The sequence below is a fragment of the Anaerobacillus sp. 63XJN7_4_ISO-PGPR-S23-413 genome, assembly GCF_056173725.1.
On sequence record NZ_CM149688.1, the window covers coordinates 808,112 to 827,200 of the forward strand.

Consider the following 19,089-nt stretch of genomic DNA (forward strand, 5'->3'; position numbering starts at 1 on the left):
CCGCCTGGATGCGCTGTTTTTCTAAATTTTAAGCGCCAGCCCATACGTCTTTCGCATATCGGCCGTCTCGCTCAAGTTCTTCTAGCCATTGAATCGCTTCTTGCTCAGTTGTTTCATACATTGATTGATAGCTTGTGATCATCGTTTGCTCAACTTCAGGAGCCATGTGGCTACCGTCGCCGCAAACGTACAAGCGTCCACCTTCTTTTAGAAGTGGAATAACTTCTGTAGCGTTATCGGATACAAGATGTTGAACATACGTTTTTTCTTTTCCAGGGCAACGAGAGAAAGCAGTGTGAAGGGTAACAAGTCCATCTTTTTCAGCTTGCTCTAGCTCTTCCTGGTATAAGTAATCATGTTCAGGATTACGACAGCCGAAGTAGAGGTGAGCAGCACCAAGCTTGACGCCTTGCTTGCTTAATTCACGACGTGCTTGAATGAACCCTCTAAATGGCGCAATGCCAGTTCCAGGTCCAATTAAGACCATTGGTGTTTCTGGATCTTCTGGAAGCTGGAAGTTGGACTGTGGCGTGTTAATGAAGCAGGCCACTTTGTCACCAAATTCACGCGTTGCCAGGTAGTTAGAGGCAACACCTTTGTACTCTCCTTTACCATTCCATGCAGTGTCTCGAACGACACTAACAGTCATGCTCGCTTCTCGCTCTTTGTAAAGCGGAGAACTAGAAATGGAGTAGTAGCGAGCTTTCAATGGTGGAAGCAGTGCAATGAATCGCTCAAATGGAATCTCACAAGCCATGTACTCCTCAACGAGTTCAAGCATCGTAACGCGTTTCTCAAGAACTTCTTTTTTATATGTGTCATCTTCAAGTAATTGCTCGAGTTCCACAACATGCGGTGGGCAAACTGTATGTGCAGCTAGCGCACGTATTTGAGAACGAGTTGCTGGTTCTTGAAGCTCTACATAAGAAGAAAGAAGTTCCTGGAGTTTCACTGGTTTGTCAGTAGGAAGATGCGCTGCTTTACCAGAATCTCCAGTCAGTAGCACGTGATCATGACCATTTAAAGAGAAGCGCTCGAGGACGCGGTTAACCATGTTATCACTGTTTTGTGGAAGGATACCAACATGATCACCTTCCTGGTATGAAGCGCCATCAGGAAGCATAAGTTCAATGTGGCGCGTGCTTCTGCCGCTCTCTGTATGCTGTAATTCTACATTTCGATTAATAATAGCAGTGAAAGCATGATGTGTTCTAGCGAGAGGCGTATCACTTACGCCACTCACGAAGCTCATAGAGATCGCGCTGTTTTCTGCGTTATTTTCATTTAGTTCTATATTCATCGCTTCTGCGAGATTAGGCCAAAGCGTTGCTTCCCATTTCTCATAATCGCCTTCAAAGTCATCACTTGCGTCCCCAAATCCAGTTTCAGCCATTCGCTTTGCACCTTTTTGAGATAATTGCTCGTCGATGAAAGAAGGAATACGTTGATAAGTGTTTGCCCAGTTACGGTCACCGCAACCAAATACAGCATATTGCACACCATTTACTGCTCCATCTTCCATCTCATCGAGCCACTGTACAAATTCATCCGCATTGTCTGGAGGATTTCCGTTATAGGAAGCAGACACAATCAGAACAGCCCCGTCCTGTGGAAGTTCATTCACATAATCATTCAGTGGCCCAACTTGAGAGCTAAAGCCTTGTTGTCGACCAGTCTCAGCAAGGTCACGTGCAATTCCTTCAGCGGTGCCAAGGTTTGAACCATATAAGACAAAAAGAGGAGTGCCGTGCGCATTTTCAACGGGTGTTGGCGCAGTTTTCTTATCTTTTTGAACAGGCTCAGAAGCTTGAGTTACAAAAGAAATCGAATCTTTTCTTGGTTTCACCTTCATTTTCATGCCGTCAGGTTTTAGTGTTAATGTTTCTTTTACTTCTAGCTGATAATTCGCATGGTCAATCAGGTCGAAATTCTGGATGATCATACCAAGCAACAGCGTAGATTCATGAAGAGAAAACTGTTGTCCGATACAAGCACGCTGTCCATTACCAAATGGTTTAAAAGCATGCTGAGGGATAGATGATGGATCTTCAAATCGCTCTGGAATAAATGATTCGACATCTTCACCCCAGATGGATTTATCACGATGAAGTTCTGGTAAAAGAAGTGTGAAATCATCACCTTTTTTCACATCATATTCACCGTTTAACGTGGTGTCTTCTTTCGCATAAAGAGTAAACGCAGGAGCTGTTGGCCATAACCGAAGCGTTTCATTTAAAATCATTCGGACATATTTAAGCTGTTTCACTTGCTTATAGTCAGGAATGCCATCTCCAACAACGCGATCGACTTCTTCTTGGGCTTTTGCTAGTTTGTCAGGGTTGTTCATTAAGTAGTAAAGGGTAAATGAAAGCAAACCGCTGGTAGTTTCATGGCCAGCTATTAAAAAGGTGATGATTTGGAAACGAATGTTTTTATCATCAAGAGGTTCACCTGTCTCTGGGTCTTTTCCTTTTAACATATGAGAGAGAAGATCATCTTCACCCTGATCCCCGTTTTTCTTACGATCGGCGATTAAGTCATCGACAAGATTGAACATATAGTCAATGTCTTCTCGAAACTGCTTTTTAGATCTTACCATTAGCTTATCTTGAACACCGAGACGTTGTGATTGATTCATTGCTTCATCTAGCGCACGAACCATAGCATCGACAAATTCATGATTATTCTCTCTGTAGAAGCTATTAAAACGAAAGTCGAATCCACAAAGACCAATGGTATCAAGCGTTAAGCGAGTCATGTCTTCAGATACATCGACCTCTTCATCAGGATTCAATCGTGCCCATTTTTGAATAAGCTGTGTGGCAATATCAACCATTTTATTATGATAGCCCTTCATGGCCTGTTGGCTAAAGCTTGGTAGAAGAATATTATGGGCTTTTTTCCAATTTGGTTCTTCCGTTTCGCTTGTAAATAGACCATCTCCACCGAAAGCACGAACTTTTTGGAGGGCAGGGCCTATTTTTTTGTCAAACCGCTTCTCGTCGGTAATTTCAGCGACAAGATCTGCGCTGGAAACGAATGTACTTGTGCGGCCAGGGAATTGAAATTGGTAGATTGGCCCGAATTCTTTTGCTAGCTTCATAAACGATTGAATAGGTTTTTCTTTATCAATAAGAGGAATGCTTCCTAAAGGTCCATATGTTCGGGGCTGTGGGAACGATTTCTTAGTAGTCATGTTTAAATCACCTCATCTATAAATTAGCGGAATGAACGTTCATTCATTTCGCTTTATGAAGAGCAAATGCTCTTCACGAATGTGATCTTACGGAATCCCATAAGCTATTCTCAATACCTGAAAGAAGCTCTGGATCGGGATGAAGTTCACCTGCTCTTACAAGATTCTGAAGTTCTAGAAAAGCTCCATAAAGGATCGCGATTAAGGCTTCAGAAGGTAGGTTTCGTATGACTGATTGTTGTTTACCAATATCAAAGAAGCTTCTTAATAGGTTAAGCAGCTGTGTGAAATCTTCCTGACTTTGACGATCTAGGAAGTGTGCGGCACTATGCTTTTTAATAAAATAGAGCGCATGTTCATTTTGATTTGTAAACAAAATCATGGCTTTAAATATATGGTGAAACTGATCACGAACGGACTGATGATAAGGAAATTGATCCTCAATCGTCTTTGTAAATGTTCGAACATAATCTTGAAAAAGGGTGTTAACGAGCACCTCTTTATTCTCAAAATAACGGTAGATCGTGCCAGCACCCACATTAGCTGAGGTGGCAATCATTGGCACGGTAGTCGCATCAAAACCTCGCTCAGCAAATAAAGCAAGAGCGCTTGTCATAATGTTTTCCCGCTTATTTTGGGTCGTCACAAGCATCCCCCTTTCTTACACAACATACGGAATGAACATTCATTCCCTTTCTATTTTAAACCTATTGGAAAAGCTTAACAATAAAGCAGAGGACCTAAAAAGATTGAAGATCTTGTTAACTAAAGGGTCTTAAAACCTATGAATATGCAAATGATTGGAAAAATAATCTTCTGAAACCATGATGTGGTATTTAAAGGGGATTATTTTTCCTTTAATGTCCCTCATCATAGAAGGGAGATTCTCAAGTCAAAGAAAGAGCCACTCTTCGGACGAAAAGTGGCTCTTTCTTTGAAAGTTATGTCATCGATCAATCGATTGGATCTTGAGCTTTTCCGTAGCGGAGTACATCAATAATAGCCATGCCATCGCTTGGTTTACCAGAATCATTTCGATAAGGCATGATAGAAAAGAAGATAAAGTAGATGGAGAAGTAAGTGAATTGATAGAAAAATAGGTCTACTGGAAGGACTTCCGCATAAATCAATGCGTTCATAATAAGGACGACAATGATGTTAAATAAACTACCTGCCGCATAGATGGCAACGTGTGCCCATGTCTTGTTATAAGTGAGATCCTCGTACTGACACCATCCTTCCATAAAGTACTTCTTTTTTACTTCTAGAGGTCCGATATTAAAAATGGTCTTGCCAGTTCCGATACAGAACTTAATTTTTCCTCCGAAAACCCTTGCAACAAGAACGTGACCAGCTTCATGTAGTAGAGTAATGATCGGTAATATAATGAAAAAGTTCACGAAGAACATTGGGATATCGCTTAAGGTAAACATTTAAAACCTCCAAAGTGGTATTGTGATAAAAATAAAGTGCTGTAAGAAAAGCGTTCCCGTATTTGATACGTTTGTAACACGATTAGAAGATGTTCTATTTATCAAAAAGTTTAGCTTACGTGAATGATGGAGATGAGAAAACAGTCATGTAGACGAACAAAACTAAACACTAGAAGGACGTCACCATATAAAAAGGAACGCCCTATGAAAGGCGTTCCATCGGAGCTTATTCAATAATTTGAAGTTCTTTCGGATACTTTGTTAATGTTTCATACCCTGTTTTCGTAACAAGAACATCATCTTCAATTCGAACTCCGCCTACTTCAGGTACATAGATGCCTGGCTCGATCGTATATGTCATTCCTTCAATTAGAAGAGAGTCGTTGTTTTCACTCATAGATGGATATTCATGAACTTCAATTCCAATTCCATGACCGATGCGATGAGGGAACTGTTCTCCATATCCAGCGTCTGCAATGATTTGTCTCGCCGTTTTATCAAGATCCCCAAGTCTTGTTCCAGGTTGAGAGATATTGAGCGTTTCAAGCTGAGCGTTCAATACGACATCATAAATTTCTTTTTGCTTTTCATTCACTTCTTTGTAAGCAACTGTTCGCGTAATGTCTGAACAATAGCCATCTAACACCACACCAAGATCGAATAAAACGAGGTCGCCTCTTTTCAACTTACGATCGCCTGGGTTACCGTGTGGCTGTCCAGCTTTTTCGCCGAAAAGCACCATTGTTGAAAAGGACATTTCACGAATTCCTTTTTTCTTAAGTTCGTACTCAATCGTTGCAAGAACTTCCATCTCAGTACAACCTTCTTGGAGCGCTTTAACTCCCGTTTCTACCCCGAAGTCTGCTAGTTCAGCAGCTCTTCTTAGAATCTCTAATTCTTGCTCATCTTTAATTAAACGTAGTTCGTGAAGTTTCTCTTCAGCACTTGTAAATGAAACAGATGGATAACGTTTCATGATTTGTTCAGCGCGTCCATAAGAGAGTGTTTCTTTCTCAATAGCTACCTGACTCGCTTCTTTCATACCGCGACTCTTCAAGGCATTATGGATAAATTCCCATGGATCATCGGCATCTCCATGTCCGATAATCTCATATTTCCACCCTGCATCTCTTGCTTGAGATACTTCCATACCCGGACAAACTAGAAACGGTTCTGCATCCGGGAAAATAAATAAACCTAATAGTCGTTCATGTGGCTCACATTCAAAGTTGGAAAGATAGAATACATTGGAAGAAGAGTGAACAAACGCAAAGGTTTGTTCAGTTTCTTCTAGCCACTTCGAAAATTTATCTAAACGCTGATTCATTTTTTCTCACAACCTGTTCTTAAAAATTTTAATGATGACTAACTTATTCAGACTTTGTTTTGTTGGTAGTTACTAAAGTTACGACAATTAATACGATAACTGCTACTGGAACAGCGAAAAGAACACTATTTAGTTCAAATGGTTTTGCAAGTGGGATTTCCCAAACAAGCGTTGTCACAACTCCGGCGATCATAGACGATACACCGCCATAAAGGTTGACACGTTTCCAGAAGAAGACAGCTAATACGGCAGGAGTAATACCAGCTCCGTAAACGGTATAAGCATACATTTGAACAGATAATACGGTAGGGAAGAAGCTAATAATGACATAAGCAAGAACCCCGAGGATGACGATGAACCATTTGGTCATGACTAACAGCTGCTTATCAGTCGCATCCTTTTTTAAATATTTTCCGTACAGATCATACGTGACGTTTGTAGCGGCGGAAAGAAGGTAAGAGTTACCTGTAGTGATAATAAAGGCTGTTGCTGCCGTTAATAAAATACCGCCGACAAACGTTGGCATCACGACAGTTGTTGCCATCAGTGCCATCCCTGGATCAATATCAGGGAAGATTGAACGTGCTGCAAAAGCGATTAAACTAATTGTTGGAGAAATCAGAAGCATCGCCACGAGCCAACCAATTTGGGCTTTTTTCGATGAACGATCTCCACTTGATGAAGCCAACCGCTGATACATGTTCTGGTCAGCCAATAATAGAAAGAGGGAAGGTAATAAATAACCTAATAATTGAATGTTCGATAACTGGCCGCTAAATGTTAAGTGGTCTTTTGGTACATTCGCCAGGATGCTGTCCCAACCACCAGCAATAACAAATATGGTTGGTAATGTGATACCTAGCCCGACAACCATTAAAATGGCACTTACAGCGTCAGTAGGAGCTACCGAGCGTAATCCACCAATCGTTGCTAGGAAGATGATAAGAGCAGCACCGATAATAGTACCTGTTTCAACTGAAATACCTGTTGTCAGATTCAGAATGAAGCCAAACCCTTTCATCTGATAGGAAACAATTCCTACATAGGCAAGAATAATGATAATGCCTGCCAGCGTCCTCGCGAATGAACCGTATTTCTCTTCAAGTATTGAAGATACTGTATATTTCCCAAATGCTCGGATTCTTGGAGCAATGATATAAAGAATCAAGATACCTACTATCGTTGGAATGGCCATTAGAAACGCCGGAATAATTCCATAGCTATACGCCATAGACGTTTCGCCACCTGAAATGCTTCCACTACCTGTCCAGGTTGCTAGCAGTGTACCCGTTAATACTAGAGCACCAAGTCCTTTACCAGCGAGAATAAAATCCTCACTATTTGACACTTTTTTAGAGAAATAAATTCCAAGTCCCACCATGAGAATGCCATAAGCAATAACAAACCATAGAAGGTTAGGATTGTGTGTAATTTCCATTACGTAAACGTCACTTCCTTGTCTTAGTTGTGTTTTTTCTTAGGTGCGCACCGTTAAATATGCTATCACAACAATTTGGGTATTAAAAAAAGTGGGAAATAATCTCTGTGGAAGACTTTGGGAATAAACCTGATGACAATCTAAATACACGCTTCTTTCTTCACCTATTATTGGTTATTATTTGTATTTAATTGAAAATAATTCAAGTAAAGTGGTTATATAGTACCGAATCGAAAAACTTTGTAGATTAAATAAAAGCGCTATTATTTGGATTTTTACTATAATTTAAACAATTTAAGGATCGATAAACATGTGAAGTGAAGTAAACACTAGAAAATGACGTTCTGTTAAGAGCTATTTATTGTGTTCAAGATTGAGAATAATGCAGAGCACTCTTTTTTTCTTTAGAAGGGGAAAATGATGTTTTGGTGAACTAGTTATTCAGGGTATAAAGCAAGAAGGTTGATGAAAAGTTTAAAAAAGTTTATGATGAAATCAAATACCCTGCGGGGTAATTAACAATACGTTTTCGGGAGGATTAAATCATGTATTTACGTACTTTCTTTGATGAGAAATTGGCACAGTATTCTTATATGATCGGTTGTCAACGAACTGGTGAAGCGCTTGTGATTGACCCGGCGCGTGACGTGACACCGTATTTAGAAACAGCGAAAAAAGAAGGCTTTCATCTTGCGGCCGCAGCTGAAACGCATATACACGCCGATTTTGTATCAGGCGCTAGACAATTAGCTGAAAAGCATGACGTGAAATTATATTTATCAGATGAAGGAGATCAAGACTGGAAATACGGTTATCTAGAAGGATTAAATGTCGAACTAGTAACGGACGGTTCGATTATTCGCGTTGGTCATTTAGAACTTCGCGTAATGCATACCCCAGGCCATACCCCTGAAAGCATTTCGTTCGAACTCACTGATCGTGGTGGTGGCTCGGAAGTACCAATGGGTATTTTCACAGGAGACTTTGTCTTTGTTGGTGATATTGGTCGACCAGATTTGCTTGAAAAAGCCGCAGGCGCAGTTGGCACAGCGGAAACTGGAGCGAAGGCGATGTTCCAATCACTTCAAAAATTTAAAGAGCTACCAGAATTTCTAACGGTTTGGCCAGGACACGGTGCAGGCAGTGCTTGTGGGAAATCTCTTGGTGCTGTGCCTCAATCAACAGTGGGCTATGAGCTCCGAAATAATTGGGCCTTGAAAGAAGAGAACGAAGGGGAATTCGTTAAAGAACTATTAAACGAACAGCCAGAAGCCCCAACATACTTTGCCGTTATGAAAAAGGTGAATAAAGAAGGACCTAACGTGTTATCAGGGGAAGAACTAGAAAAGATTATGAATGTTGATGAGTTCCGTGCGCTTGCATCGAAGGACAACACAACAATCGTTGATACACGTCCTGCACAGGATTTTGCAGATGGGCATATTGATGGAGCGATTAATCTTCCATTTAATAAAGCCTTTACGAATTGGTCAGGCTGGGTTCTAGATTATGAGCACGATCTTCTCCTCATTGCAGACGATGAGCAGAAAGATGAGATTGTGAAGGCCTTACATTCGATTGGCATCGACCATATAAGTGGCTATGCAAGTCCAGAACTTCTTTCCCAGTGGGACGATCTAGAGGGATATTCCTTTATTTCAACGGAACAATTGAATGATGTTTATGACAAAGAAGATGTTTATGTTGTAGATATTCGAAAAGAAAATGAATGGAACTCAGGTCATATTCCTGGAGCTAATCATCACATGCTTGGCTATTTAGAAGATCAGGCGAATGACATTCCAGAAGATAAAACAATCGTCGTTCACTGTCAGTCTGGCACTCGTTCAGCAATCGGAACAAGCTTACTACAATCACTCGGTTTCAAGGACATTTTAAACTATAGCGGTGGCTTTGCTGCATGGGAAAAAGATGGAGATAAAATCGAAAAATAATCAAAAAAAAGCGTAAAGCAGACACTGCTTTACGCTTTTTTCTTATGCACTCATTTCAGTTTCTAACGTAGCCGGCTTAGGCTTCATTAGCATTAATCCGATTCCTCCAGCACTAAGGACAGCTGCAACGAGGAACGGTGCGTGAGCTGATACTCCTTGACCAATCAAACCGGAAAGAACAGGAGCAATGGCAGCACCGAGCCAGCGGAGGAAGTTGTATCCTCCTGACGTAATGCTTCTTTCATATGGAGAAACCTCCATAACGTAGCTTGTAAATAACGCGTTATTTAGTCCAGAAGCAAGACCTGAGACGATCACGACAGTAATCAGAAGAGGTGTTGATGGAACAACAAATAATAGTGCTAGTAAGATAGCAAATATCAATAAGCTATACGGAAGAATCTTCTTAGGTAGAAACTTCTTCTCAAGCTGGTGACTTAATATGGCTGATCCATAGGCGAGCATTAATCCCCAGCCAAAGAAGACAAATCCAATTTGAATCGCATTAAGTCCGATAATTAGTGGCGTATAAGCCAGAACTACGAAAAATCCATAGTAATAAAGCATTGCTGCAAGAGCGGAAGTTAGGAATGGCTTGTATGAGAAAAGTCCTTTTAACTCACTCATTCCAACAGGTTTTCGTTTTTGTTTGCCATTTGGTTCAAACACAAAGAATAGAACAAGGCAGAATGCAGCTAGAATTAAGATGGACGTTGCAAAGAAAGGGAATCTCCATGAATAACCACCAAGAACACCACCCACAAGTGGTCCGCCCGCCATTCCGAGTCCAATAGCTGCCTCATAGTAGCCAACGGCTTTTTGCGGGTCTTTAGATAAAGCGATTAGAAGCGTCATGGCTGTCGCGAAGAACATAGAATTACCAAATCCCCAACCTGCTCTAAAAATAGATAGGCTTGCGATTCCATTTGAAAGAGCGCAAAGCAGTGCAAAGACCGTAACGATGAATAAACCAAATACCATCATGCGCTTATCACCAAATCGACTTGCAAAAATACCGGCTGGAATCATCATAATCGCCATTGTCAAAATGTAGGCAGTAAACAGCATTTCAACCTGCCAGTGGTTCGCGCCAATTTGCTCTGCGATCGTTGGAAGAATCGGATCGACAATCCCGATACCCATAAACGCAAGGAAGGTGGCGGCGATCGTTATCCATCTTGCTTTCGTGAATTTTTTTTCATTCATTCAACTTAACCTCCTATAAAAATCGTTCAAAAAGAACAACGGTTGTTATTTATACAACAAGTGTCGTAAAATATTGTAACAGAGTCATGAAATTGAGCAATAATCAAGTTTTCGAGAAACGTTGTCTAAACGACGTGTTGTTAAATTTTGTTGAGAAAAAGTTTAATTTGGAGGAGATTTCTTATGAAAGAGAAAGAAGACCCACGTGTTACCCGAACACGAAAGCTCTTACAGGATGCGTTTATCCACCTAATGGCAGTAAAAGAATATGAGAAAATTACAATTGCTGATATTACTAAAGAAGCCACTGTTAATCGCGCTACTTTTTATTTGCATTATCAGGATAAAGAAGAGTTACTACTTCAAACGGTTGATGAAATGCTGAGGCAGCTTTTTGGCGAGGCGCTGACGATCCCACCTGGTAATTTACCAATTGATGATTTGCAACGATATATTGCAGAGCACATTTTCTCAAACATTGCCGAATATGATAAGTTTTTTCACGTCATGTTAATCAAAAAAGGAATGCCGAACTTTCTTGATCATATGCGTAGCTTTTTCTTTGATTTCTATGACAATCGAATTGCGAAAGGAAGGTTCGATCCTTTGCCATTACCAAGTGAAGTCATCGCAAGCTATATCGCTTCTGCGTATACAGGTATGATTTCCTGGTGGCTTGAAAATGACATGCCCTACACACCAAAGGAGATGGCTGAGCAAATGATTCAGTTGAATCAGAAGGGACCAACTGGGATTTTGAAGATGCATGTGAGGAAGCGAGAGTAGGAGTACCTTCCTGAGCAAATTAAACATCATGGTAAAGCTAGTCTCCTTTTCCAATTGGAAAACGAGACTAGCTTTTTTAGTGTTAATAGAGGAACCGTGAGATTTTGATAGAAAAGGAAAGGAAGCAGAGGCGGTGTATGAAAAATGTTAGTGAAAATTAAATATTGGATTCCGGTGTTTCAGGAAGAGAGGATGATTCGCGTCTATTTGCCTCATGAGTACGCTCATACAGATAGAAGCTACCCGGTTCTTTATATGCATGATGGACAAAACGTATTTGAAGATCAGGATGTAGTTGGTGGAAGTTCGCTGAGGTTGTTAAACTATTTGGAGCAAAAAAAGTTTCAGCTTATTGTTGTTGCTATTGATTCAGGAGCTAAACGAATGGAAGAGTATTGCTTATGGCGGCATGGTCAATTAAGTGAAGAGCTAACAGGTAAAAGTGAGATCGTAAAAGCGAAGGGTCGAGAGTATATCGCATATATCGTAAAAGATTTAAAACCAGCCATCGACGCTACATACCGAACGCTTAGAAATACAAATTATATGGCGGGAATTTCTTTAGGTGGATTACTTACTACATACGCCCTCTGTCATTATCCTACTGTTTTTAGTAAAGGAGCTTGCATCTCTTCCGCTTTTTTTCGAAACCAAGAAGAATTGGAGGGATTTATCTTGGAGTCCGAACTAACAGATCGTAGTTGCTTTTATTTGGATTGCGGAGATAAGGAATCTGGAGACGAGCGGATTGATAAAGCATTTCTGAATTCAAATGATCGAATATATCAATTGCTGGAGGAGAAAGCTTCATGTGTGCAATTTCATTTGATAAAGGATGGGGAGCATAACTATAAATCATTTCGTACCAGAACGGATGATTTGATGAGTTTTTTTATGAATGAGAGATAGAGTGAATGAATGTTATATCTAACACTTTAATGGTAAAAGAAGGAAATTGTTAAAGTGAAGGAAAAGGACCTTCAAAGGAGGTCCCTTTCGAATTGATATCTAAAGAAAGAATAAGAAACCTGCTGACAATGCAATGGTTACGACGATAGGAGCTAATTGGATTTTTAGTAAAAGACCAGGCGTCATGGAGTGATTTTCTAGTGGGTTTTGTACTGGCATAGCTAAAAAATCAGCTAGTCGATCGCTTTTCTGCTGTTTATAAGGAATAGGAGGAACATCGACAGTATACTGGTCGAGCTGTTCACGGAGTTCTTCAGGTAGGTCGTGCTTATAGTGTGATTTCATCATTTTGCCCCTCCAATAAATCTCTTAAGTGTTTGATCGCTGTAGATAATCTTGATTTAACGGTTCCAACGGGGATATCTAGAACGTTGGCGGTTTCTTCTTGAGTCATATCGTGATAATAGATGAGAAGGATAACCGACCGATGTTTTTCTGAAAGTTCCTTAATAGCCCACTGAATTGTCATCTTCTCAACAGTATCACTAGAGAAACTTTCCTCTCCCTTGACTAGAAAGGGAAGGAGTGATTGCCACTTTTTTCTCCGTTTAATTTTATTGATCATCAGGTGATAACCGATTTTAAATAGATACGTTTTAAGCGATGCTCTTGAGACATCATAGCGGTTCTGGTATTTATGGAATTTAACGAATGTATCCTGCACAATGTCGATACTCAACTGCTCATCCCGCGTATACCGATAGATGAATCGATAAAGAGGGTCTTTGTACATAAGATAAATAGTCTCAAATGTCATAGATACGGCTGCTTCGAAGGAATAATCGCCACTTTCCTTAAAACTCATTCGGCCAGCGCTCTTTTATCCCTTTATAGGTGTAAGCCAGTCGAAAAATAAACCAGAGAAACGTGATAAGTGGAAAGACAAACGTTTGATGTAGAAAGAACTGAACAAATGGATTTTCGATATTCTCACCTTTAATTAGAAAAACAAATAGCCCTGTAATGCATAGGAATGAGTAAATGGACGACGCGATCATGACATAATCCCAGCGTGACCAGTAGAAATAAAGATTTGTTTTTTGAAAGTCAATTCTCCCATTCGTTTTGTGAACATGCTTTTGAAGCGTTGCAATTAAGACGGCAAAAATGGTTCCGAGAACTCCAGCCATCACTAACCCCATGATCCAACCGATTGCCATGTATTTCACACCTTTCTTTCTATATTTTCACATATTTATACAAATGAAAGGGAATGAAAGTTCATTAATAAATGATTTTTTTCTTAATTATTAATTTAACTTAAAAAAAGAGGCGCGACTGGTTGTCGCACCTCTCTTATATGATGATTAATTTGAAGCCTTTTTAAGAAGCATTTGATTCTTTCATAATTTTATTAATCTCATTTTTGTACAAATCAGAACGTCCACCGAAAATAGCTTGGATGTTTTGATCGACTTTCACAACACCAGCTGCTCCAAGTTACTTTAGGCGATTTTCGTCAAATGCTTTTACTTTCGTTACTTCTACACGAAGGCGAGTAAAGCAGGCGTCAACATGCTTTATGTTGTTTTCGCCTCCAAGTGCTTCCATGATTTCCAATGCTAATTCTTTGTTCTTGCCTTTTCCTGGATTATTCTTGTTGTAGTCTTTACTGGTGGCTGATTCGAATTTGCCGATTCTAAAGGTGCAGTTGTATAGTACCTTTCAAGATTCCACTATTTTCGAATATAGTCAGATTTATTTTAAGAGTGATGAGTATAAATTTACTTTGCGAGCTTCTCGACCAGGAAATTAACGTAAAGTTTGACCACGAAAGCGACAGTTGTGTGATAAGCACCTGTCGCTTTTGTATGAAAAAACAAACATATATGGATGTAAAAAGGAGAACCTAGGTGAAAAGTGGTTAACAGGGAGGATGTAACTTGAATAAACTTGGATTTCTCTTCGTTTGGATATTAGTCGTCAGCACTTTAGTTGGTTACTTGGATAAGGTACATGCTACTAATGAAATAGAAGAAAGTGCCCAACAAGAACCAGATCTCAGTGAAGTAACCTATTTCAAATCAGAAACAAAAAGAGATATGGAGCTTGAAAAATTTTTTTCTAAAGAGTTGGGTTTAAAGAAGGGTGTAGACTCCGTTCGCTATTACTACAATAAGATAGACCTGAACGATGATCAGGTTCCTGAGACATTTGTTTATTTAATAGGTCCCTCTGTCTGTGGGAGCGGAGGATGCAGTGGTCTTTTACTAGAAAAGAAGGACGGAGCATACTTTGTTAACACGCGCTTTTCATTAGTAAGAACTCCCGTAATCATTCAAAATGAAACAACTAATGGATGGAAGAACATTGTGATGTACGTTGCGGGTGGGGGAATAGAACCAGCCTACCATAAGCTGAAATTAGATGGAGAAAGCTACCCTGAAAATCCATCTGTTGCACCGATTGTGAAAGAGAAAAAGATAAAAGGTATAGGGATCATAAACGATGAAATCGCTGATAATACTGGCATCGCTTACTGAAGAAAAAACCGAGGACAAATGAGAGGATTTGTCCTCAATCTTTTTTTATGTAGGAACGGGTACATATTGCATCTAATGCTATACTTCTTATCGATTCCAAGATTGAGCAATAGTGGTTGTGGTATATTGTTGGCGGCATTCTAGTTGCGGTTTTGAGTGGAGAACGATGAAAAGAAAGTTCAGGTGTGAAATCAACTCATAAGAATGAAACGTTTTTGATGGTATATTATAACGAAAATGAACTTAGAGTGATAGAATTGTAGAAAATAACATATTAAAAATGGAGTGTTCTTGCTATGGATTTAAACCTACAAGAAAAATCAGTTGTCGTAACAGCGGCAAGTAAAGGACTAGGAAAAGCGTCAGCACTGGCTTTTGCAAGAGAAGGCGCACGCGTCGTTCTTTCTAGTCGAAGTGAAGAAGAACTTAAGAAAGCTTGCGAAGAAATGATTGAAGAAACGGGAAATGATCAGATTACATTTCGAGTTTGTGATGTCACAAAAGCGGATGAGATCAAACAATTGATGACGTTTGCAGCTGAAACATACGGTAGTGTCGATGTATTAATTAATAATGCAGGCGGGCCTCCAGCTGGTAAGTTTGAGGACTTCAGCGATGAAGATTGGCAGAATGCTTTTGAACTAAATTTATTAAGCTTCGTTCGAACGTCACGAGCCGCTATTCCTTTTATGAAAGAACAGGGCTGGGGACGCATCGTAAATATTGCCTCTTCTTCTATTAAGCAATCGCTAGATAATTTGATCTTATCGAATACATTTCGTGCGGGTATCGTAGGACTTGCAAAAAGTCTTTCACAGGAATATGCCGAGCACAATATTCTTGTGAATACGGTTGGACCTGGACGTATTGGAACGGATCGAGTTGAACAGTTGGATCAAATCAAGGCACATCAGTTAGGCATTAATGCTGCTGAATTAAAGAGTCAGGTGGAGCAATCAATCCCAATGAAACGATATGGGGAGCCTGATGAATTTGCGAAAACAGTTGTTTTTCTTGCTTCAGGAGCAAATACGTATATGACCGGGCAATCACTCGTTGTCGATGGCGGACTTGTAAAAGCACTGTAATAAGAAAAAGGACGTAGCGCTTACGTCCTTTTTCTTTTGTCATTCTCGCCAAATCATTTTTCTTTTAGAGATAAATCTATATAATAGAAGAAGATGAAGAATTACTAATTCTGGTATTGCTAAACCCTTTGGTTTTAATGTAATTGGCGGTACAGGGGAGGGTTAAATAATGGTAGAAGCAAAAGAGCGCATTCTTGAAGCGACAGATATTCATAAAGCGACTGAGATGATCAGTGTCGCAACGAATAAGCCGGTCATTATTGAAAACAAAAACTTTGAACTCATTTCATATAGTACGGCATCGGAGAGCTTTGATCAAACGCAGCAAAAGACGATTCTCTATAAAAAATGTCCGGTGTTTATTATTGATCGTTTGAAAAAAGAAGGGATCGTTCAGCAGCTTGAGAACAACGAAGCTCCGATCCGGATTGCTCCAATTGAGGAAATTGGTTTTTATCAACGTATTGTTGTGAAAGCGATTTATGAAGAGCGGACGATGGGATATCTCTGGGTGCAAGAAACGAATAGTCCTCTGACGGAAGAAGAGGTTGCTTTTCTTACTGAAATCACACCTCACATTGGAAAGCTTATTCATGATTCTTATCAAAAAGGGAAAGAGCATGAGGGGAAGCAGGAGAAATTGCTTTGGAATGTGCTTCTTCATGAATACGAAAGTGAAAATCAAATGCGGCGTAAAGCTCAGGTGGCGAGCTTACCATTACCTGAGCGCTTTTCCGTACTCGTCATGTCAATTGCTGAGCCTACCCAGGAGCCCTTGTTAAATGAAGTTCTCGAGCTTTTATCCCGTTTTAAGAGGCATAAAATTCAAGTACTGAAAACTGAGCTTCAAATCGTTGCTGTTATTTCAGGTGATAAAAATAGAAAAGGCTCAGCGATTGAAAATAGCCGAGAGCTTATAGAGTATGTAAAAAGTGCGTTAACTCATGAAGAATTTTATTCTTTCTTGATTGGGATTGGGAAAGAATATACGGAGCTCATTGAGATGAGGAAGAGCTTCTTAGAAGCATTAGAAGTGATTGAGACAGCTGACTTCATTGGTCCAAGGCCAGATGTCATGCCACGTGAGTTCTCAAAGCTTGGCGTCTACCGATATCTTGCCGCCCTTTATGAGAAAAACAATACGGAGCATTATTTTAATCAGAATTTGCTTAACTTGATGGAAAAGGATTCAGTTAGTCATTCCAGTCTGTTAAAGACGCTAGAAGTGTATTTATCGAACAACGGTAAGGGGAAAAGCACCGCGGCTGAGCTGTTTATCCACCCAAATACGCTGAACTATCGCATGAAGCAGATTCAGGACTTAACGGATATTGATTTTGATGATTTTAATATGAAAAGTCACATATATATCGAGTTGTTGTTGCTAAACAACATACCGTCTTACTATAATCGGTACCTTTCTGCAGTAGAGGAGCAGAAAAGTACTGCGAAGTAGCCTATTTGAGTGGGCTGGGAGCTTGTTTATTGACCAAACTGGGAAGCTGCACATTGTGCAGCTTCTTTTCTGTTGTTTAGGGCTGGAAAGTGTGGCGCAATAGCTGGTTTTCGTGGGGGGAGTGTGGTTTATTGGCCAAAATGGAGATATATTGTCCAAAATCAGAATATATTGGCTAAAATCCAGATATATTGTCCAAATCGGAAATTCCGCTCACTAAACGGGGGCTCCGCTTTTCACGGCTCCAGTGCCTGTCGTGTCTAAGCGCTCGTCTCCGCTTTACCTGAGATCCAGCTGCGCGGGCCAAATCCTCCGGCTGTTTCACCCAATCGAATGAGACAAAAAGCGTCTCACTCTCATGGGCTCCAACATCCTGCGGATTTAAACGGGCCCGCTCCGCTTTTCGTGAGATCCAGCTACGACTCGCAGAAACTGCGATATTTCACTCTTTCACCAGAACACAAAGGGCGTGTTCTAGTTCAAGAGTTCCAATATCTCCGTTTCTAAACGCTCGTCTCCGCTTTTCATGAGATCCAGCTGCAGTGGGCAGACACTTGGTCACTTCACCATTTCATCCGAACACAAAAAGCGTGTTCAAATGAAATGGCTCCAGTGCCTGTCGTGTCTAAACGCCCACTTTCGCTTTTCCTATTGTGTTTAAACCACAAAATCTCAGCAAACTATTGTGTCGTGACCACGTTGCCAGATGGGGGTTAAAATCGATATAATTTTCACAAGAAAACAAAAACTTTCTTTGAAGTATTTCACAAGCTTTATGAATGATTGGAGATATAGGGTTAAAAGGAGCGTGGTAGAGTTGGAAGCCATCAACAAGAGTTTTTTCCTTTTTCTCGCTAGCAGGCCCTCGCTTGATCGGCTCGCCAAACGATGGGGTAGTAAGTTTGGGGCGGATAAGATTGTTGGGGGTGAGACTTTTGAGCATGCGGTGCCTCTTATTCAGAATTTGAATAGTCAGGGGCTTCGGGTAACGGTGGATCATCTTGGTGAGTTTGTTTCTTCTGAAATAGAAGCGAAGGAGCGGACTCAGGAGTGCATCAATACCATTCGCATGATTAGTGCTCATCAACTAAATTCTCAGATGTCTTTGAAAGTCACTTCACTTGGTCTGGATATTAGCCATGATCTTGTATGGCGTAACATGATTGAGATTATGGAAGAAGCGGTAAAGCATGATGTATTCGTTACGATCGATATGGAAGATTCGACACGAACGGAGGCGACGCTTCAGCTTTATAAAGACCTGAAGAGAAAGTACGACAATATTGGAACGGTTGTTCAGTCTTATTTATACCGATCCGATCAAGATTTAGATGATTTAAATGAAGTAAAGCCGAATTTACGTCTTGTGAAAGGGGCGTATAAGGAAGCCGCGAAGGTTGCTTTTCCAGCGAAATCAGATGTGGATCATAACTTGAAGCTGCTGATAAAGAAACATTTATTGAATGGGAATTTTACAGCCATCGCTAGTCATGATGATGCCATCATTAACTTTACGAAAGAATTCGTGAAAGAACATGATATTCCGAAAGATCAATTTGAGTTTCAAATGCTTTACGGCATGCGAAGCCAGAGTCAGCTAGATCTTCTTGCTGAAGGTTATGCGGTAAGAGTATACCTACCTTATGGGAACGATTGGTATGGATATTTTATGCGGCGGTTGGCGGAACGACCTGCGAACATCGCCTTTGCTTTCAATGGATTATTTAAAAAATAAACTTCTTATATTTGAAA

The 19,089-nt window shown here is 40.3% G+C and carries 17 protein-coding genes; 7 read left to right on the top strand and 10 right to left on the bottom strand.

Annotated features, from left to right (window positions below; genetic code table 11):
- Positions 1-28 precede the first annotated feature (28 nt).
- The 5 genes from AC0VYO_RS04445 to AC0VYO_RS04465 form a co-directional block, all read right to left on the bottom strand.
- Positions 29-3,196, bottom strand: a complete 3,168-nt coding sequence (locus AC0VYO_RS04445; protein WP_475368478.1) for a bifunctional cytochrome P450/NADPH--P450 reductase — start codon at positions 3,194-3,196, stop codon at positions 29-31.
- A 73-nt stretch (positions 3,197-3,269) separates the two neighbouring features.
- On the bottom strand, positions 3,270-3,842 hold the full coding sequence (locus AC0VYO_RS04450) for a TetR/AcrR family transcriptional regulator (RefSeq protein ID WP_430243751.1): 573 nt from the start codon (positions 3,840-3,842) through the stop codon (positions 3,270-3,272).
- A 307-nt stretch (positions 3,843-4,149) separates the two neighbouring features.
- Positions 4,150-4,629, bottom strand: a complete 480-nt coding sequence (locus AC0VYO_RS04455; protein WP_475368479.1) for a site-2 protease family protein — start codon at positions 4,627-4,629, stop codon at positions 4,150-4,152.
- Between the two features lie 226 nt (positions 4,630-4,855).
- Positions 4,856-5,956, bottom strand: coding sequence for a M24 family metallopeptidase (locus AC0VYO_RS04460; RefSeq protein WP_475368480.1), 1,101 nt, complete (start codon positions 5,954-5,956; stop codon positions 4,856-4,858).
- A 43-nt stretch (positions 5,957-5,999) separates the two neighbouring features.
- Positions 6,000-7,394 carry a sodium:solute symporter family protein gene (locus AC0VYO_RS04465; protein ID WP_475366673.1) on the bottom strand — a complete coding sequence of 465 codons (1,395 nt, stop codon included), beginning with the start codon at positions 7,392-7,394 and terminating at the stop codon, positions 6,000-6,002.
- A 545-nt stretch (positions 7,395-7,939) separates the two neighbouring features.
- Here AC0VYO_RS04465 and AC0VYO_RS04470 point away from each other — a divergent pair.
- Complete coding sequence (locus AC0VYO_RS04470; protein WP_475368481.1) at positions 7,940-9,349, top strand: MBL fold metallo-hydrolase; 1,410 nt, start codon at positions 7,940-7,942, stop codon at positions 9,347-9,349.
- A 42-nt stretch (positions 9,350-9,391) separates the two neighbouring features.
- On the opposite strand, the gene AC0VYO_RS04475 is transcribed toward AC0VYO_RS04470, so the two are convergent.
- On the bottom strand, positions 9,392-10,555 hold the full coding sequence (locus AC0VYO_RS04475; RefSeq protein WP_194220423.1) for an MFS transporter: 1,164 nt from the start codon (positions 10,553-10,555) through the stop codon (positions 9,392-9,394).
- Positions 10,556-10,738: 183 nt separating this feature from the next.
- Here AC0VYO_RS04475 and AC0VYO_RS04480 point away from each other — a divergent pair, with 183 nt between their 5' ends.
- Both AC0VYO_RS04480 and AC0VYO_RS04485 read left to right on the top strand, forming a co-directional pair.
- Entirely contained in the window at positions 10,739-11,341 is a 603-nt protein-coding gene (locus AC0VYO_RS04480; protein ID WP_475368482.1) for a TetR/AcrR family transcriptional regulator, read from the top strand.
- A gap of 150 nt (positions 11,342-11,491) precedes the next feature.
- Entirely contained in the window at positions 11,492-12,250 is a 759-nt protein-coding gene (locus AC0VYO_RS04485) for an alpha/beta hydrolase (RefSeq protein ID WP_475368483.1), read from the top strand.
- A gap of 99 nt (positions 12,251-12,349) precedes the next feature.
- On the opposite strand, the gene AC0VYO_RS04490 is transcribed toward AC0VYO_RS04485, so the two are convergent.
- The 4 genes from AC0VYO_RS04490 to AC0VYO_RS04505 form a co-directional block, all read right to left on the bottom strand.
- Positions 12,350-12,595, bottom strand: a complete 246-nt coding sequence (locus AC0VYO_RS04490) for a hypothetical protein (RefSeq protein ID WP_430243737.1) — start codon at positions 12,593-12,595, stop codon at positions 12,350-12,352.
- On the bottom strand, positions 12,579-13,115 hold the full coding sequence (locus tag AC0VYO_RS04495) for an RNA polymerase sigma factor (RefSeq protein WP_430243736.1): 537 nt from the start codon (positions 13,113-13,115) through the stop codon (positions 12,579-12,581). Before AC0VYO_RS04495 ends, AC0VYO_RS04490 begins: the two co-directional genes overlap by 17 nt.
- Positions 13,105-13,470 carry a hypothetical protein gene (locus AC0VYO_RS04500; protein WP_194220426.1) on the bottom strand — a complete coding sequence of 122 codons (366 nt, stop codon included), beginning with the start codon at positions 13,468-13,470 and terminating at the stop codon, positions 13,105-13,107. Before AC0VYO_RS04500 ends, AC0VYO_RS04495 begins: the two co-directional genes overlap by 11 nt.
- 280 nt (positions 13,471-13,750) lie before the next feature.
- The gene (locus tag AC0VYO_RS04505) at positions 13,751-13,861 is read right to left on the bottom strand and encodes a PTS sugar transporter subunit IIB (RefSeq protein WP_475368484.1); all 111 of its coding nucleotides are present in this window, start codon (positions 13,859-13,861) and stop codon (positions 13,751-13,753) included.
- A 332-nt stretch (positions 13,862-14,193) separates the two neighbouring features.
- Between AC0VYO_RS04505 and AC0VYO_RS04510 the strand changes: the two genes are divergently transcribed.
- From AC0VYO_RS04510 to AC0VYO_RS04525, 4 genes are all read left to right on the top strand, one after another.
- Positions 14,194-14,793, top strand: coding sequence for a hypothetical protein (locus tag AC0VYO_RS04510; protein ID WP_475368485.1), 600 nt, complete (start codon positions 14,194-14,196; stop codon positions 14,791-14,793).
- Between the two features lie 296 nt (positions 14,794-15,089).
- Positions 15,090-15,881, top strand: coding sequence for an SDR family oxidoreductase (locus tag AC0VYO_RS04515; RefSeq protein ID WP_475366678.1), 792 nt, complete (start codon positions 15,090-15,092; stop codon positions 15,879-15,881).
- 169 nt (positions 15,882-16,050) lie between these two features.
- On the top strand, positions 16,051-17,337 hold the full coding sequence (locus tag AC0VYO_RS04520) for a PucR family transcriptional regulator (protein WP_430243733.1): 1,287 nt from the start codon (positions 16,051-16,053) through the stop codon (positions 17,335-17,337).
- Positions 17,338-18,154: 817 nt separating this feature from the next.
- Complete coding sequence (locus AC0VYO_RS04525) at positions 18,155-19,072, top strand: proline dehydrogenase family protein (protein WP_475366679.1); 918 nt, start codon at positions 18,155-18,157, stop codon at positions 19,070-19,072.
- Positions 19,073-19,089: the final 17 nt, after the last annotated feature.

Excerpts from the sequence above, each read along its gene's own strand:
- AC0VYO_RS04475 (WP_194220423.1), bottom strand. The coding sequence starts at position 10,555 with ATGAATGAAAAAAAATTCACGAAAGCAAGATGGATAACGATCGCCGCC.
- AC0VYO_RS04495 (WP_430243736.1), bottom strand. The coding sequence starts at position 13,115 with ATGAGTTTTAAGGAAAGTGGCGATTATTCCTTCGAAGCAGCCGTATCT.
- AC0VYO_RS04460 (WP_475368480.1), bottom strand. The coding sequence starts at position 5,956 with ATGAATCAGCGTTTAGATAAATTTTCGAAGTGGCTAGAAGAAACTGAA.
- AC0VYO_RS04505 (WP_475368484.1), bottom strand. The coding sequence starts at position 13,861 with ATGGAAGCACTTGGAGGCGAAAACAACATAAAGCATGTTGACGCCTGC.
- AC0VYO_RS04470 (WP_475368481.1), top strand. The coding sequence starts at position 7,940 with ATGTATTTACGTACTTTCTTTGATGAGAAATTGGCACAGTATTCTTAT.
- AC0VYO_RS04500 (WP_194220426.1), bottom strand. The coding sequence starts at position 13,470 with ATGGCAATCGGTTGGATCATGGGGTTAGTGATGGCTGGAGTTCTCGGA.
- AC0VYO_RS04480 (WP_475368482.1), top strand. The coding sequence starts at position 10,739 with ATGAAAGAGAAAGAAGACCCACGTGTTACCCGAACACGAAAGCTCTTA.
- AC0VYO_RS04490 (WP_430243737.1), bottom strand. The coding sequence starts at position 12,595 with ATGAAATCACACTATAAGCACGACCTACCTGAAGAACTCCGTGAACAG.
- AC0VYO_RS04515 (WP_475366678.1), top strand. The coding sequence starts at position 15,090 with ATGGATTTAAACCTACAAGAAAAATCAGTTGTCGTAACAGCGGCAAGT.
- AC0VYO_RS04520 (WP_430243733.1), top strand. The coding sequence starts at position 16,051 with ATGGTAGAAGCAAAAGAGCGCATTCTTGAAGCGACAGATATTCATAAA.
- AC0VYO_RS04445 (WP_475368478.1), bottom strand. The coding sequence starts at position 3,196 with ATGACTACTAAGAAATCGTTCCCACAGCCCCGAACATATGGACCTTTA.
- AC0VYO_RS04455 (WP_475368479.1), bottom strand. The coding sequence starts at position 4,629 with ATGTTTACCTTAAGCGATATCCCAATGTTCTTCGTGAACTTTTTCATT.
- AC0VYO_RS04465 (WP_475366673.1), bottom strand. The coding sequence starts at position 7,394 with ATGGAAATTACACACAATCCTAACCTTCTATGGTTTGTTATTGCTTAT.